At 43.3% G+C, this 17304-nt stretch carries 11 protein-coding genes and 2 tRNA genes; 7 read left to right on the top strand and 6 right to left on the bottom strand.

All coding sequences use genetic code 11. From position 1 onward, the window contains the following. The first annotated feature begins 117 nt into the window (after nt 1–117). Nucleotides 118–1653, top strand: a complete 1536-nt coding sequence (locus GGE08_RS13430; RefSeq protein ID WP_179385400.1) for an NAD(P)H-hydrate dehydratase — start codon at nt 118–120, stop codon at nt 1651–1653. A gap of 3 nt (nt 1654–1656) precedes the next feature. On the opposite strand, the gene GGE08_RS13425 is transcribed toward GGE08_RS13430, so the two are convergent. Then, entirely contained in the window at nt 1657–2076 is a 420-nt protein-coding gene (locus tag GGE08_RS13425) for an STAS/SEC14 domain-containing protein (protein WP_179385399.1), read from the bottom strand. A gap of 161 nt (nt 2077–2237) precedes the next feature. Then, nucleotides 2238–4793, bottom strand: coding sequence for an ATP-dependent Clp protease ATP-binding subunit (locus tag GGE08_RS13420; RefSeq protein ID WP_179385398.1), 2556 nt, complete (start codon nt 4791–4793; stop codon nt 2238–2240). Nucleotides 4794–5054: 261 nt separating this feature from the next. Here GGE08_RS13420 and gyrA point away from each other — a divergent pair, with 261 nt between their 5' ends. Further along, nucleotides 5055–7577, top strand: coding sequence for a DNA gyrase subunit A (gyrA, locus tag GGE08_RS13415; protein WP_179385397.1), 2523 nt, complete (start codon nt 5055–5057; stop codon nt 7575–7577). A 57-nt stretch (nt 7578–7634) separates the two neighbouring features. Then, nucleotides 7635–8897, top strand: coding sequence for a tetratricopeptide repeat protein (locus GGE08_RS13410; protein WP_179385396.1), 1263 nt, complete (start codon nt 7635–7637; stop codon nt 8895–8897). 50 nt (nt 8898–8947) lie between these two features. On the opposite strand, the gene GGE08_RS13405 is transcribed toward GGE08_RS13410, so the two are convergent. Beyond that, nucleotides 8948–9700: a C40 family peptidase gene (locus GGE08_RS13405; protein ID WP_179385395.1), complete on the bottom strand. Its 753-nt coding sequence runs from the start codon at nt 9698–9700 to the stop codon at nt 8948–8950. Nucleotides 9701–9720: 20 nt separating this feature from the next. Beyond that, entirely contained in the window at nt 9721–10896 is a 1176-nt protein-coding gene (locus tag GGE08_RS13400; protein WP_179385394.1) for an acetyl-CoA C-acyltransferase, read from the bottom strand. Nucleotides 10897–11007: 111 nt separating this feature from the next. On the opposite strand from GGE08_RS13400, the gene GGE08_RS13395 reads away from it, so the two are divergent. From GGE08_RS13395 to GGE08_RS13380, 4 genes are all read left to right on the top strand, one after another. Next, complete coding sequence (locus GGE08_RS13395) at nt 11008–13044, top strand: HD family phosphohydrolase (protein WP_179385393.1); 2037 nt, start codon at nt 11008–11010, stop codon at nt 13042–13044. A 111-nt stretch (nt 13045–13155) separates the two neighbouring features. Beyond that, nucleotides 13156–13239, top strand: a tRNA-Ser gene (locus GGE08_RS13390). A gap of 136 nt (nt 13240–13375) precedes the next feature. Then, nucleotides 13376–13450: transfer RNA gene (locus GGE08_RS13385), tRNA-Pro, on the top strand. 226 nt (nt 13451–13676) lie between these two features. Continuing rightward, nucleotides 13677–14981, top strand: a complete 1305-nt coding sequence (locus tag GGE08_RS13380; RefSeq protein WP_179385392.1) for a site-specific integrase — start codon at nt 13677–13679, stop codon at nt 14979–14981. A gap of 238 nt (nt 14982–15219) precedes the next feature. Here GGE08_RS13380 and GGE08_RS13375 read toward each other — a convergent pair whose 3' ends face one another. Both GGE08_RS13375 and GGE08_RS13370 read right to left on the bottom strand, forming a co-directional pair. Beyond that, a complete protein-coding gene (locus GGE08_RS13375; protein ID WP_179385391.1) occupies nt 15220–16077 on the bottom strand; it encodes a nucleotidyl transferase AbiEii/AbiGii toxin family protein in 858 nt (285 codons plus the stop codon). Continuing rightward, entirely contained in the window at nt 16074–16712 is a 639-nt protein-coding gene (locus GGE08_RS13370) for a hypothetical protein (RefSeq protein ID WP_179385390.1), read from the bottom strand. Before GGE08_RS13370 ends, GGE08_RS13375 begins: the two co-directional genes overlap by 4 nt. Between the last annotated feature and the right edge of the window lie 592 nt (nt 16713–17304).

The raw sequence follows: 17304 nt of genomic DNA, 5'->3' as shown, positions 1-17304 counted from the left end.
TTGTTTTATCTCCATTGCTCACAATTGAGGTGTTAAATGTAGTATTTTTGATAACCGCATCAAATCATACGAGTTGGTTTTGCGAAATCTGTATTAATACACCATATTTTTTGCTGAATGAAAATATTTTCTGCCAATCAAATCTATCAAGCTGATAAATCCACAATTGAAAAAGAACAGATAAAGAGCGAGGAGCTTATGGAACACGCTGCTACACAACTTTTTGAATGGTTGCATTCCCGTTTGCGGGGCACCCAAGTAAATATTCAATTGTTTTGCGGCATTGGTAACAATGGTGGCGATGGTTTGGTACTGGCTCGGATGTTGGAGCAACATGGTTATTCCATCAAGGTACATGTGGTGAATTATAGCGATAAGCGTTCGGAGGATTTTCTGCTGAATCTGAAACGCTTAAAAGAGAGCAAAGTCTGGCCCAATGTGATCGCTGAGGAAAGTGATCTGCCTGAACTATCGGCCAATGACATAATTGTAGATGCTATTTTTGGAATAGGTCTCAACCGTGCCCCAGATGATTGGGTGGGAAATTTGATTGCCCATATCAATGCTTCCCAGGCCTTTGTTTTATCCGTTGATATTCCCTCGGGGTTGCCTGTGGACAAAGCTCCATGGAAACCCGAATACGTGATACAGGCCAGTTATGTGCTTAGTTTCCAATTTCCAAAGTTGGTGTTCTTTTTGCCAGAGACAGGTGTGTATCTCAACCAATGGGAAATTTTGGATATAGGTCTTGATGCTGATTACATTGCCAAGACCGAAACTGCGTTTGAATTGATTGGCAGACCAGAGGTTTTGCCGCTTTATCGACCTCGATTAAAATTTTCACATAAGGGAAATTATGGCCATTCGGTCATTATAGGAGGAAGTTATGGGAAAATTGGGGCCGTTCAATTGGCGAGCAATGCCTGTTTGAGTGTTGGTAGCGGCTTGGTTACGGCCTTTGTGCCCAAATGCGGTTACGATTCCCTACAAACTGCGGTTCCAGAGCTTATGGTTTTGACAGGTTCCCGTGAAAAGTATATTTCAGATATTGAAATCCCTTTTGAGGCCACCGTTATTGGGGTAGGTATGGGAATGGGCATGGACGATGATACGGTTTCGGCCTACGCCAGTTTTTTGAAGAGTTCCGACGCGCCCATGGTAATCGATGCCGATGGGTTGAACATTTTGTCCCAAAACCCGGAAATGTTGAATGATGTGCCGAAAATGTCGGTACTGACCCCCCATCCGAAAGAATTGGCTCGCCTAATGGGCTATTGGAATTCAGATTTTGAAAAATTGGAAAAAGCCATGGCCTTTTCGGCGAAGTATGACGTGGTCCTTGTACTTAAAGAGGCGCATACGATTACCGTATACAAGGATAAAGGCTATGTAAACACTACGGGGAATCCCGGTATGGCAACCGCTGGTTCGGGAGATGTGCTCACTGGAATGATCACGGGTCTTATCGCGCAAGGATACGAATCCTTAGAAGCTGCGATGTTTGGTGTTTACCTGCACGGCTTGGCGGGAGATTTGGCGGTGTCTGTAAAAGGATATGAGGCCATGAAGGCATCCGATTTAGTGGAACATATCGGGAACGCTTATAAGGAGCTATTTCGTCAACCCGAAGTGGAACAAAAGGACAATGCTTGAGGATTAAGCGCTGTTCCGGCCTTTTTTGAGACCTAGTCTTTTTTGTACCCAAGCCAGGGCATTGTCATATTCGATAAAAAACTCCATGGGTTTTTTGTAGAACATCTTTTCAATATTGAAATTGTGCATATCAATTTCTTTCTTGGAAACGATGGCGAAGGCCTTGAGGTTGTCCAACCCCCTCAAATAATTGTACACGGTAGGGTCTATCGCATAGGAATTCTTTCTCAGGCTGATGTAACCAAAGTCCTTGTCCCTAAAATGTATTTCCGAAATACCAATGATTTGATAGGTCCTCTCCAGTGTTATGGTGGCACCTTCATCGAAAGAAGCGACCATGTAGTTGTCAAAGACCTGCACGGTTCCCACCTCCAGCTGATACTCGCGTACCACCACAGTCTTCTTATTAGAAGTTATTTTCATCCCCAAGTGTAATTATAGTGTCTCGCTCACGAAAGTATGTGCGGATCACACTTAACGAAAAAATAATAGATTAAACGCTAAAATATCGTATGTACGGTAATTACGGGCATAAAAAAAAGCTGACGACTGTCAGCTTTCTTTTTTATCATCATCCTATGAAGTTACTTTTCGGCTTCAGGTGATTTCTCTGCTTTTTTAATCTCGATGGTGAGTTCCTCTTTTTTCTCGTCAAGTTCCATAAAGATGCTATCACCCTCTTCCAATTTGGAATTTACGATTTCTTCCGCCAGAGCATCCTCAATATACTTTTGGATGGCTCTCTTTAGCGGTCGTGCCCCATATTGTTTATCGAAACCTTTGTCAGCAATATAATCCTTGGCTTCATCGGATAGTTTTAGTTCGTAACCAATATCCTTGATGCGCTGGTACAGTTTGTTGAGTTCGATATCGATGATTTTGTGGATATCCTCCCGCTCCAACGGGTTGAAGACCACTACATCGTCTATTCTATTCAAGAATTCAGGGGCAAAAGCTTTTTTCAGGGCGTTTTCAATGACACTTTTCTGGTGGGTGTCGGCCTGCGCTTTTTTGGCAGCTGTTCCGAAACCAACGCCTTGCCCGAAATCCTTCAGCTGTCTGGCCCCAATATTGGAGGTCATGATGATGATGGTATTCCTAAAATCGATTTTGCGCCCAAGGCTATCCGTTAGGAAGCCATCGTCCAATACCTGCAGCAACATATTGAATACATCCGGGTGTGCTTTTTCCACCTCATCGAGTAGCACAACGGAGTATGGCTTGCGACGAACTTTTTCCGTCAATTGTCCACCTTCTTCGTAGCCTACGTATCCGGGAGGCGCTCCCACCAATCGCGATATGGCGAACTTTTCCATGTACTCGCTCATATCGATTCTTATAAGGGCATCTTCGGAGTCAAAGAGTTCCTTGGCCAAGATTTTGGCCAGCTGGGTCTTACCGACACCGGTCTGTCCCAAGAAAATGAACGAACCTATGGGTTTGTTCGGGTCTTTAAGTCCTGCTCTGTTCCGTTGTATGGCCCTGGCAACCTTGGATACCGCTTCATCTTGACCGATAACAAAACCTTTGATGAGGTTGGGCAGTTCGGCCAGTTTGTTGCTTTCGGTTTGTGCAATTCTATTTACGGGAATTCCGCTCATCATGGAAACTACATCGGCCACATTGTCTTCGGTAACGGTTTCCCGGTGCAGTTTGCTTTCTTCTTCCCAGCGTTCCTGAGCGGTGGCCAATTCCTTTTCAAGACGTTTTTCGTCGTCCCTCAGTTTGGCCGCCTCTTCGTATTTCTGTTTTTTGACGACACTGTTCTTTAGTTCGCGCACATCTTCCAATTGGCTTTCCAGCTCCAAGATTTGTTTGGGAACATCCATATTGACGATGTGTACACGCGAACCAGCTTCATCCAAGGCGTCTATGGCCTTGTCTGGTAGAAAACGGTCGGTCATATATCTGTTGGTCAATTTGACACAGGCCAAAATGGCTTCGTCCGTGTAATTGACATTGTGGTGCTCTTCGTACTTGGCCTTGATGTTCATCAAGATTTCGATAGTTTCCTCCACAGAGGTGGGCTCAACCATTACCTTTTGGAAACGACGTTCCAAGGCACCGTCTTTTTCAATGTACTGTCTGTACTCGTCCAGTGTGGTGGCACCGATACATTGTATTTCGCCCCTTGCCAATGCAGGCTTGAACATGTTGGAAGCATCCAAACTGCCCGTTGCCCCACCGGCTCCTACGATGGTATGAATCTCATCAATGAAAAGTATGATGTCATCGTTTTTCTCCAATTCGTTCATCACGGCTTTCATCCGCTCCTCGAACTGTCCACGATATTTGGTTCCAGCTACCAGAGAGGCCAAATCCAAGGTCACAACTCTTTTGTTGTACAGGATTCGGGAAACCTTTTTGTTGATAATGCGCAATGCCAATCCTTCGGCGATGGCACTTTTACCCACACCGGGCTCACCAATAAGGAGTGGATTGTTCTTTTTGCGCCTGCTCAATATTTGGGAAACGCGCTCAATTTCCTTTTCCCTGCCCACAACGGGGTCCAATTTGTTTTCCTCGGCCAAGCGGGTAAGGTCCCGTCCAAAATTGTCCAGAACCGGGGTCTTGGACTTTTTGCTTCCTTTTTGGGAAGCACCGGAGCCAAAGGAACTTTCTTTGCTATCTCCCATATCGTCTGTGTCCCCAGGGAAAGATTCCGCTTGGGGTGTGTCTATATAATCATCGTCGCTGGTGATCATGGATTTGAATTGTTCCTTGACATTATCGTAATCCACTTTCAGTTTGTGCAACAGCTTGGTAGTCGGATCGTTCTCGTTACGCAGAATACAGAGCAACAGGTGCGCTGTGTTGATGGAAGAACTCTGGAAAAGCTTTGCTTCCAGAAAAGTGGTCTTCAACGCCCGTTCCGCTTGGCGGGTGAGGTGAAGGTTCTTCTTATCTTTCTGCATAGTGCCCGTATTTGGGTTTGCCGGGCTCAGGATTTCCACCTTTCTACGCAGGTGGTCCAAGTCCACATCGAGTGCATCCAATATATTTATGGCTTTGCCATTTCCGTCTCTTAAAAGACCAAGCATCAAGTGTTCCGTGCCAATAAAGTCATGGCCCAGTCTGAGGGCTTCCTCCTTGCTGTATGCTATAACGTCCTTTACGCGGGGGGAAAAATTATCGTCCATACGTTTCTCTTTCAGCAATTAAAATTAATAAAAGTATTGTTATGGTGGTCAAATACCGTACCCTTATTCGATAAAGTAATGGTAAATGTCGGAATAATTAATGTTTTTTGGCGATTTAACAAACCTTTATTATGGCAACTTCCGCAATAGCCCAACTGTTGATAATTTTTTTAATAAAGTATTCGCAAAGGGCTATAAAGGCTGCTATTTTCTGTATATTGCCATGATAATTTAACCACAAAATAACAATACAAAATAAGGATGGCGGAAGGAGAAAAGTTAATTCCTATCAACATTGAGGATGAGATGAAATCTGCCTACATTGATTATTCAATGTCGGTCATTGTGTCACGTGCCCTGCCAGATGTTCGTGATGGTTTAAAACCGGTCCACCGAAGAGTGCTCTACGGAATGCACGATTTAGGGGTAAGGGCCAATAGTTCGCACAAAAAATCGGCCCGTATTGTAGGGGAGGTTTTGGGTAAGTATCACCCACATGGTGATTCTTCCGTTTATGATACCATGGTCCGTATGGCCCAGGAATGGAGCCTTAGGTATATGTTGGTCGATGGCCAAGGTAACTTTGGTTCCGTGGACGGTGACAGTCCAGCGGCCATGCGTTACACCGAGGCCAAAATGCGCAAGATCGCCGAAGAGATGTTGGCCGATATCGATAAGGATACCGTAGATCATCAGCTCAATTTTGATGATACCATTGAGGAGCCCACAGTACTGCCTACCCGTATTCCCAACCTTTTGGTAAATGGTGCTTCGGGTATTGCCGTAGGTATGGCCACCAATATGCCGCCCCACAATCTTTCCGAAGTGGTGGACGGTACCGTTGCCTATATTGATAACAATGACATCGAAATCGATGAATTGATTACGCACATCAAAGCTCCCGATTTCCCAACAGGGGGAATCATTTATGGGTATGATGGTGTAAAAGAGGCCTTCCATACTGGCCGCGGTCGCGTAGTGATGCGTGCCAAAGCCAATATCGAAGAGGTGCAAGGAAAGGAATGTATCGTTGTTACCGAGATTCCTTATCAGGTCAACAAGGCGGATATGATCAAAAAAACCGCGGACCTGGTCAACGAAAAGAAAATAGAAGGCATATCCAACATTCGTGATGAGTCCGACAGGAACGGAATGCGTATCGTTTACATTCTAAAGCGCGACGCGATTCCGAACATTGTGCTCAACATGTTGTACAAGTACACGGCGCTTCAGTCCTCTTTTAGTGTGAACAATATCGCACTTGTCAACGGAAGGCCAGAATTGTTGAATCTCAAGGACATTATCTACCATTTTGTAGAGCACAGGCATGAGGTTGTTGTAAGACGTACCAAATTCGAGCTGAAGAAAGCTGAAGACAGGGCCCATATCTTGGAAGGACTAATCATAGCCTCCGATAACATAGATGAGGTCATAGCCATCATCCGAGGGTCGGCCAATGTGGAAGAAGCCCGAAACAGTTTGATGGAGCGTTTCAAGTTGACAGAAGTCCAAGCCAAGGCCATTGTGGAAATGCGTTTGCGTCAATTGACAGGTCTGGAACAGGACAAACTGCGCGAAGAACATGCCGAATTGTTGAAAACCATTGAAGACCTTAAGGACATTCTGGAGAAGAAAGAGCGCAGAATGCAGATCATCAAAGATGAACTTTTGGAAATCAAGGATAAATACGGTGACAACAGAAGGTCTGAAATCAATTATGCCGGTGGAGATTTGAGCATTGAGGACATGATTCCTGATGAACAAGTGGTCATTACCATTTCCCACGCAGGTTATATCAAAAGAACACCACTTTCCGAATACAAGACCCAAAACAGGGGAGGAGTGGGGCAAAAAGCCTCATCCACCCGTAATGAGGACTTTTTGGAACACCTATTTGTGGGTACCAACCACCAGTATATGCTGTTCTTTACCCAAAAAGGAAAGTGTTTCTGGATGCGTGTTTTCGAAATACCGGAAGGAAGCAGGACATCCAAGGGTAGGGCCATCCAAAACTTGATCAATATTGAGCAGGATGATAAGGTGAAAGCCTTTATCTGTACCCAAGACCTAAAGGACGAGGAGTATGTGAACAGTCATTTTGTGATTATGGCCACCAAGAAGGGTACGGTCAAAAAGACATCTTTGGAGCAGTATTCCAGACCACGACAAAATGGTATCAATGCCATCACCATTCGTGAGGATGATGAGCTTTTGGAAGCTAAACTGACCACAGGTACCAGTCAGATATTCCTTGGTCTTAAATCAGGGAAAGCCATTCGCTTTGAGGAATCCAAGACAAGGCCAATGGGCAGGAATGCATCCGGAGTTCGTGGTATTACCTTGGCCGATGACAACGATGAAGTTGTAGGTATGGTTTCGGTACACAATTTTGAGGACGATATCTTGGTGGTTTCCGAAAGAGGCTACGGGAAACGTTCCAATATAGAGGATTACCGTATTACCAACCGTGGCGGAAAAGGAGTGAAAACCATTTCCATTACCGAGAAAACTGGCGGTTTGGTCGCCATTAAGAATGTGACGGATACGGATGACCTGATGATCATCAACAAATCGGGAATTGCCATACGAATGGGGGTTGAGGACCTAAGAGTTATGGGAAGGGCTACCCAAGGGGTGCGCTTGATCAATCTTAAGGATAACGATTCCATCGCCGCAGTGGCCAAAGTCGTTAAGGAAGACGATGATGTCGATGAGGTCGATATACGTGACATCGAGGTAAAAGGAGAAGATGGCACGGCTATTGATGAAAATAGGGACGAATAACAATAATTTGTATATTAAGGAGTAATCGATAAACACTAAATAATTTCAATTTTAAACATGAAAACAAGATTATTAATACTAACAGCCATAGGAGTATCCGCAATGGGTTTTGCCCAAAAGGATGAGATGAAGACGGCGGAAAAGGCGTTAAAGGACGGTGATGCCGCAGCAGCAAAAGCTGCATTGGTAAGTGCTGCTTCTACCATTGATTCGGCCAAGGAAAAAGATCAGGCCGAGTATTATGCCCTTTTGGGAAATGCCAACTACGAATTGGCCAAAAAAGGCGACGTAGCCTCCTTCCAATCCGCTTTGGATGCCTATAAAAAGGTGATCGCCGTGGAAGAAGCCAGCGGAAAGGAAAAGTATACTTCTGTTGCCCGGGAGAAAATGGGACAAATGACCGCTGATTTGGTCAACGCCGCCGTTGAGGACAACAACAACCAAAAGTTTGCCGAAGCTGCCGAAAAGTTGTACATGGGTTATAAACTTAGCCCTCGCGATACCGTGTATCTATACTACGCGGCCAGTAGTGCCGTGAATGGACAACACTACGATGAAGCCCTTAAATACTATAAGGAGCTTAAGGACCTCGGTTATAACGGTGAATCTGTGACCTACACAGCAGTGAATGTGGAAACTGGAGAAACAGAGACCATGGACAAGTCGACCCGAGACCTTTATGTAAAAGCGGGAACGCACAAGGATCCCAAAGAAGAAGTGAATCCATCCAAAAAGCCAGAAATCGTTAAAAATATCGCGTTGATCTACCAACAAATGGGAGAAAATGAAAAAGCGATTGCAGCTTATGCCGATGCAAGGGCGGAAAATCCGGACGATGTCAACTTGGTTTTGGGCGAGGCTAACTTGCACTACACCATGGGCGATAAGGAGAAGTTTAAGGAATTGATGGGACAGGCATCTGCCATGGCCCCGGACAATCCAGATTTGCTCTACAATATTGGTGTAATCAACATGGAGCAAGGCAATTTGGAAGATGCAAGGGATGCCTATAAAAAAGCATTGGCCATTGATCCTGGATACATCAATGCATTGTTGAACCTTTCCACAACCTACGTAAACGAAGGTAACGGCCTTATCGACGAAATGAACGCTTTAGGTACTTCCAAGGCCGATATTGCCAAGTATGACGAGCTTAAAGATAAAAAGGACAGCCTGTTTAGGGAAGGTGCTACCGTTTTGGAAGATGCGCTACAATCCAATCCAGACAACGAAAGCATCCTTACTCAATTGAAGAATATCTACGGCGCCTTGGGCGACAATGAAAACTTCATGAGGATTAAAAAGCTATTGGGAGAGTAGTCATCATCCCAAAGATTATAAAAAGAAAGCCCCATATGTTGGGGCTTTTTTTATATCACTTTTTTAATGACCCTAAGTTGATGGGTGTACAGTTTTTCCTCGGTATTGAATATGCCAGTATGGTCTATTCTGTCAATCCGGACATGACCGTTCACATGGATAATGTAGTTGTCCTTCAATATGATGCCTACATGGTCGATAATCCCTTCGTTATCATCAAAAAAGGCTAAATCTCCCGGTTCACTCTCCTCTATAAAACTCAACGCTTCGCCTTGCTTGGATTGTTCCACGGCCTTTCTGGCCAGCGTATATCCATTTATTTTATAAACCATTTGCGTAAAGCCCGAGCAGTCTATCCCAAAAGGGGTCTTACCTCCGGCCAAAAAGGGGGCCTTTAGGTATAAGGTGGCCGTGTCGACCAAACTCTCTTTCGATTTTTTACCATGGCATACGCTGCCCTCAAAGGAATGTTGCAGTAAAGTCGGCGCATTGACCATGGAGCCTATTAAAATGGGCAATAACATGCCATCATGCGTGCAGATATGGGAAATTAGGTCGGAACAGACTTTTTGGGTCTCCAAGCCCTCCAATTCATGGTAAACAGGTTCGGAAATGAACGTTAGCTGATTATTGGCTATCCAACCTTCAAATTTATCATAAGCGGTCCGTATACGGCTCCATTTTTTTCGACTTTCCAAAACTTTGAAATGCTCCCCATATAATAATTGGGATGACATTTCGGCACCATCGTCCGGATTTGTTCGAATAGGAACAACGCTTAGAGGACAAATTCCATATTGCATTTACGGTACGGATTGAATCACTAATTTCTTTCCAGAACAATGGACGACGCACCACCACCACCATTGCAAATGGCTGCAGCTCCCAATTTGGCATTGTTCTGTTCCAATATGTTCAAAAGGGTAATGGTTATCCGGGCACCTGAGCATCCCAATGGGTGACCTAGGGAAACCGCACCACCATTAACGTTAACGTTGGCATCGGTGAGGCCTAGAATTTTCATGTTGGCCAATCCCACTACCGAGAAGGCTTCGTTGAACTCAAAATAATCAATATCCTCAATGGAAACTCCCGCTCGGTCCAGTGCTTTAGGCAATGCCTTTGCCGGTGCAGTGGTAAACCATTCCGGCTCGTGGGCAGCATCGGCATACCCTTTTATCGTGGCCAATGGGGTAAGTCCCAGTTCCTTGGCTTTCTCTTCGCTCATAAGCACTACTGCCGCTGCCCCGTCGTTGATGGTGGAAGCATTTGCGGCGGTCACCGTTCCATCCTTGGTGAAAGCAGGCCTTAATGCGGGTACTTTTTCCAATTTTATATTCTTGAACTCCTCGTCCTCGCTAACTATAATGGGCTCTCCTCTGCGTTGGGGCACCTCTACGGGTACTACCTCATTATTGAACTTTCCGGCTTTCCAGGCCTCGGCAGATCTTTTGTAGGATTGGATGGCATAGGCATCCTGATCTTCCCTGCTAAACTTGTATTCGGTGGCGCAGGCATCGGCGCATACACCCATCGCATTTTGGTCGTAGGCATCCACAAGACCATCTTTTTGCATACCATCCACCAAAGTGGAAGGACCAAATTTGGTACTTGTTCGCATGTAGGCATAGTGCGGTATCAAACTCATATTTTCCATCCCCCCGGCCACAACAATGGAATTTTCGCCCAAAGCAATGGATTGTGCCCCTTGCATGATCGATTTCATGCCCGAAGAACACACCTTGTTCACCGTGGTACAGGGAACAGTGTTCGGAATTCCGGCAAAAATAGCGGCCTGTCTCGCTGGGGCCTGTCCAGTTCCGGCCTGTACCACGTTTCCCATCAATACTTCTTCAACCAGTTCTGGCTTAAGACCAATCTTGTCCAAAGCGCCTTTTATGGCCACAGCGCCCAATTTTGGGGCAGGAACGGTAGATAAGGCTCCCATAAAGCTCCCAATTGGGGTTCTTGCGGCGGATACGATTACTACTTTTTTCATATGTGCATTTTTACTCCTGCGAAAATACTAAATTTAAATGCAAACCATAAGAAGGCAAGCCAACCGACTTGTGATATATATTTTCTATTTTTGAGGTTAACAGCATAAGGAATGGGAAAAACACTGGATAACGTATACAAGCACCAATCACTGGTCTATAAATATTTCCTGTATGTGGTTTCGGTAGCCTTGATTGTGTTCTTTTTCCCAAAGGGCGGAAAGTTCAAATACGAGTTTCAGAGAGGAAAGCCATGGCAATATGAAAATCTGTACGCCCCAATCGACTTTTCCATTCAGAAGACTCCCGAAGAAATAGAAGCCGAGAAGTCCGCCATCCGAAAAAACAAAACGGATTACTTTACCTACAATACGGCTACGGTTTCCGATGTGCAAACGGAAGTGGCCCAAGAATTGAACCTGCTTTTTCAATCGGAACCCTACAGTTCGTCACAGCGCCAAGCGCTCAGAAATTTAGCCGAGGAAATCATCAATGAAATCTACGATAACGGCATATTCCAAAATTTACCGGAATCCGAGCTTGCCGTGGTGGTGAAGAACAATGAGGCACAACCCATTTCACCCGGTGATTACCTGAATGTGGACCAGGCCAAAAAAGACATTTCCCAGCGCTTGAACGACTCGGGAATTTCCGGCGCCACATCTTTGCAGACAATCATAAAGAATACGGTAAGGGCCAATTTGTTTTATGACGAAGTATTGACCGATAGCGCACTAAATGATGAACTTTCCAAAGTTTCCTATACCCGGGGGGAGGTGAATCAGGGGCAATTGATTATTGCCAAGGGAGAAATTGTGGAATCGGAGGACTTTAAAATATTGAACTCGCTCAAGAGTGAATACGAATCTGAGCTCTGGATGGGCAGTAATTTCTATTTCATCCTGCTGGGTTATACGATTTTGGTGGCCTTGGTGCTGATTATGCTATTTCTTTTTTTGAAAAGGTACAGGAACGAAATCTTTCAGAACAACAACAAGGTAACCTTTATTTTCTTCAACATACTGTTGATGGTGGTCGCTACTACCTTGATGGTCAAGCATTATGAGAACTATGTGTACATGGTCCCACTCTGTATTTTACCATTGGTGCTCAAGAACTTTTTTGATGCTAGATTGGGACTGTTCGTTCATGTATTGACCGTGTTGATCCTTGGCTTTGTGGTGCCCAACAGTTTTGAATACATCTTTTTGCAGATCATTGCGGGCATTGTGACCATTTTGACCGCTTCTGAGCTCTACAAAAGGGCAAATCTGTTCATTTCGGTAGGTCAGATTACCCTAATCTATATTATCGGATATTTTGCATTCCACGCCATCCACGAGGGTAATTTGGAGAACATAGAATGGATATTGTTCGGGGTCTTTGTGCTGAACGGTTTGTTGACCCTTTTTGCACAACCCTTGATTTATATGTTCGAAAAACTCTTTGGGCTGGTTTCGGATGTGTCGCTCTTGGAACTGTCCGATACTAATTCCAAGCTGCTCAAGGAGCTGTCGGACAAAGCACCGGGAACATTCCATCATTCCCTGCAGGTGGCCAATTTGGCCGAGGCAGCGGCGAACGAAATTGGTGCTAACGCGATGTTGGTTAGGGTAGGGGCATTGTATCACGATATTGGTAAGATGGAGCAGCCTACCTACTTTACGGAAAACCAGATCACCAATGTGAACCCACATGATGATTTGCCCCCCAAGGAAAGTGCAAAGATTATTATAGACCACGTGATCAATGGAATAGAAATCGCGAGAAAAAACAATTTACCAGACCGTATAATCGATTTTATCCGTACCCACCATGGGACCACGGTGGTCTATTATTTTTATAAGAAACAGCAGGAATTGGAAAAAGAGGTGGATATGGAGAGTTTTCAATATCCCGGACCTATTCCATTTTCCAAGGAAACGGCTATTTTGATGATGTCCGATGCCGTTGAGGCAGCATCAAAGAGCCTTAAAAACCCCACCTTTGCCATTATTGATGAGTTTGTCGAGAAAATCGTAAAAGGACAGATGCAAGCCGATCAGTACTTGAATGCGAATATCACTTTAAAGGAAATTGAGATGGTAAAGAAAGTTCTGAAGCAAAAGCTTACTAATATCTATCATTTGCGGGTGGAATATCCTGAATAGCAGGGCAGTTGGAAAAGTTCCATCAAAAAAATGGAAAAATAGTTGCGATCTTGTAACTGAAAAGGTACATTTGCATCCGCATTTTCAGAATGCACGTTCATAAGAAATAAAGGAGAGGTGCCGGAGTGGTAACGGAGCAGATTGCTAATCTGTCAGCGCGTAAGTGCTGCCTGGGTTCGAGTCCCAGTCTCTCCGCTTTTTCCAAATACAATTCGGGGTGTAGCACCTCGACTTAGCTCGGCACAGGCTCCGCCCGAGCGGTCTACTCAACGAGTATGCCATTTGATATGAGGAGTTTTGTATTGAAAGTTACAGTTTTTGAAACTGTTTTCGGGGTGTAGCGTAGCCCGGTTATCGCGCCTGCTTTGGGAGCAGGAGGTCGCAGGTTCGAATCCTGCCACCCCGACAACCTATCAACTAGGTAAAATTAAAGTACTGTTAATCATTTGATTTTCAGTGCTTTTTGTTTTTAGTGCATTCATCTGATATCATTTAAAATCAACCAATAGGTGTGTAATCAGGTGCGTAATTCGGTGTACGCCTATTCGCTTAAATTGTACTATCTTTAAAGGGCTTTTGTAACTGATTTGACTTTCGATTCAACAGGAATTGTTTAACCAAAGTCATGCAAAATGAAAGCAAAAAACACCTTCGCGGTAAGTTTCTATACCAGAAAATCAAAGCGCAGTGCCGATCAATTAGCCCTTTATGTACGCATAACGGTGGATAAAAAACGATCGGAAATCAGTCTAAAGCGTACCGTGTTCACGAAAAATTGGGACACCAACAGAAACAAGGTCAGGGGAAGTTCAGCTCACATCAGGGAGTTGAACGCCTATCTGGACAGTGTATATGGTGCATTATTGGTGTGCCATAGGGAACTCTTGGAAGAGCATAGGGTGGTTTCCGCCAATGCCATCAAATCACGCTATCTTGGCGAGGATGATACCGGCAAGACATTAAGGGACCTGGTCGGTTACCATAATGAGAAGATGTCCGTTATCCTGAAACCAGGGACCATGAAGAACTATTATACAACGGAAAGGTACATTCATCGATTTTTATCGGAACAATTAAATGTGAACGATGTTTTACTCAAACAATTGAATTATGCCTTTGTAACGCAATTTGAACATTTCCTGCGTGGATACCGGGACGCCAACAATAAGCTCTCACTGGGCAACAACGGGGTGATGAAGCATTTGGAACGATTCAAGAAAATACTCAACCTGGCGATAAAAATGGAGTGGATGGAGAAGAACCCTTTTGACCAGATACAATTTAGGTATTTAAAGTTCGATAGGCAGTTTTTGGATGAAGAGGAACTTCACCGATTGGAAGGAACCGTGCTTACAAATCAACGTTTGGAGCGGATTCGGGATTGTTTTGTCTTCTCCTGTTACACTGGACTGTCCTATGTGGATGTAAAGGACCTGAACAAGGCAAACATTATCAAGGGCTTTGACGGAAACCGTTGGATCAGTACCAAACGTGAAAAAACAGACGTTGCGGTAAAGGTTCCCTTGATCCCCCAGGCCTGGGCCATTTTGGAAAAATACTGGGATGAAAAGGATTCCCCGGGGGAAGGACTTCTTCCCATTTGTTCCAACCAGAAGACAAACGCCTATCTGAAGGAAATAGCCAGGGCGTGCGGAATCGATAAATACCTCACTTTCCATGTGGCCCGACATACCTTTGCCACTACGGTGATGCTGAACAATAATGTTCCCATTGAGACAGTTTCCAAACTGTTGGGCCATTCCAAACTATCAACTACACAGATATATGCAAGGGTCGTGGATAAGAAAATCAGTATGGACATGTCGAAACTAATGAAAGCCTTAAACGGTCCAAAAGATGGTGGTCAAGCGTTGGGGACTGAACCAGCTGATACAAGTACTCCTGAAAGAAATGGGCATTTAAGAGTGATTAAATAGAATTGGTAAGAGGATGGAGGAGAAGGAGGATTTAGAATCTATCTCTGGAAGCCTAGATGGATAAAGGTTTTCAAGCCTTCTAAAATATTCTGCTCACCGAATAAGCTATCTCAGTTTAACTATTCGATAAGCAGTTACATCAAATTCAGACTTGAATTATTGAAATATTGAGGTGTTGATTTTTCAATCTCAAATTTCCAACTTCATCATAGTATCAATAGGTAAAGGAGAATTGACTTTATTCGTTTTTGAATTTGATTTTCCCAACTAGATCATGGAAATATTCTGGGCTCCAAATCGTTAAAATAGTATCATCTTTAATAAATCGAACAACATCTTCTTTAATGTTTTTAAATGATACCACTTCAATTTTTTTTTGGAGCAGTTCAATTATCTCTTCAGGAGAAATATTTTCCGATTGCCAGTCGTTTGTGTCCTTTGCCCTTGCCAAAAAATGGCTCAGGTCCAAAGAAATTCCCTTCTTGATATACCACTCTAAATCGTACCAGTCTCGGCCTTTAACCCTATTCTTCCATTTTCTAAATAATAATGCGTGTACTTTACCAGCAAACAGGCTAGGTCCTGTAAAACACTTTACATAAAAAGAAAATGGCTTAAGCAATAGCTTTTCTTCTGTAGTAAAGTTAAGTGGTGGGCGTCGGTCCACTTCTATTTTTATTTTCAGGGTCCTATTGGAACGTACCCCGGTTTGTTTAATGATATCTTCAAGTACAATTTCTTGCCATATGGTTTCAGCTTTCAAAAAAGCAGAGTCTATCGCTGATTCTTTTGTCTTTTTCTTTTCCTTGATACTTACATTTAGTCCCAATGATTTGAATTCATCCAGAATTGCTTTGAAATAGGGTTCGATCGAAAAATTTGAATCTGGTTGAAGTAAGGAGAAGTCCAGATCTTCTGAATACCTGTCCAACCCATAGAAAATTCTGAGAGCGGTCCCACCGTAAAAAGCTGCATTTTCAAAAAAATCGGTCCTCGATAAACCAGCCAATGTGATTTCCTGCATTATTTCACGCAGTGCGGACAATATCTCTTCTTCATTTCTTGGATTATATTCCTCTATCCATTCTTTGATCATAATAACCTCAATGTTTTGATAAGCATTTTTAAACTGTTTTTTTTAGGTGCGTTTTCAATCCAAGTTTCCATAATCTCCGGATTCAATGTATTCAATATTTCACTATCCATTCGAAGATCGTCCAATAGAAATTGTTGCGTTTGCTTGATACTTCTGAGATTGACCCTTGGTGTCAACACGATTTTATCGCACAACGCCTTTTCAGGAGAAGCGATCAGTGCTGTTTGTTTAGGGGAGTATGCTATACTTTTTATTCCATAAGAGTAATACGGTGGCTTTAGTTGATGGTAGCTAAATCTTCCAACTGGGGTTTTATAGGTTTTTGAGGTTTTTATAGTTGCCGAACTTATCTCATAAATTCTCTCCGGGATTAAGTTCCAGTAGAATAGTGCAGCTTCCAGTGAAACATAACTGGGTCCTCTTAGGTGATTTGCTATGAGAAAAGGTTCCGGTGACGGCAGATCCATTTCAGGTCCAATTACATAGAGCCCCCTTCGAATGGATATGAGCTCGTTTTTTTTAATCAGCTCACTGATTTTATCGTTAGGGCGATCGTAATCACTAAGTAATTCCAAAATTAGATGTCTGGAAATAGGTCCTTCTGTATAATCCTTTATTTTCGTTCGAAAATCCATATTGTAACTATATGACTAGATAATCGGATATTTTCCGATTTAGTGGTTCAAAAGTAACAATAAAATGTAAAATATTTGATAAATAATCGGATATTTTCCAATTATGTATGCTTTTTGTAACAATTGTATGGAGGGTAGTTACAAGTGAATACTAGAAAGGGATGTGTTTGATGTATGCGAACATGGGATTTATGCTACTAGGTGGTTTTTCCATTTTATAGAATAAGCTTTTTAACGAAGGCCATTTAACTTATTTCTGGAAGCCTAGATGGATAAAGGTTTTCAAGCCTTTTGTAATATTATCAATTAAATAGGGTTCATAATGACCAAATTGGTAAGGTCTAACGTATTGGTCCTTTTTAAAAACTGTCTGTTCACACTGGTATGGACAATCTGTTCATTAGTAAGCTTTGGATGGAATTACGATTATACCGTATTTTTCCAGCTGGTCAATTTTTTAAAACAAGGATTTGGCAAAATGAATATCTCATAAAATTACTGTTATAGCAGTATAATTTAACTGTTATACTAGCTTAACTCGAGAACTCGATATTTATATATAAAATTACTGTTATAGCAGTAAAAATGATAA

The organism is Allomuricauda sp. ARW1Y1, from assembly GCF_013407935.1.
GTDB lineage: Bacteria > Bacteroidota > Bacteroidia > Flavobacteriales > Flavobacteriaceae > Flagellimonas.
The sequence above is the reverse complement of the archived record's forward strand: the minus strand, read 5'-3'. Positions and strand labels throughout refer to the sequence as shown.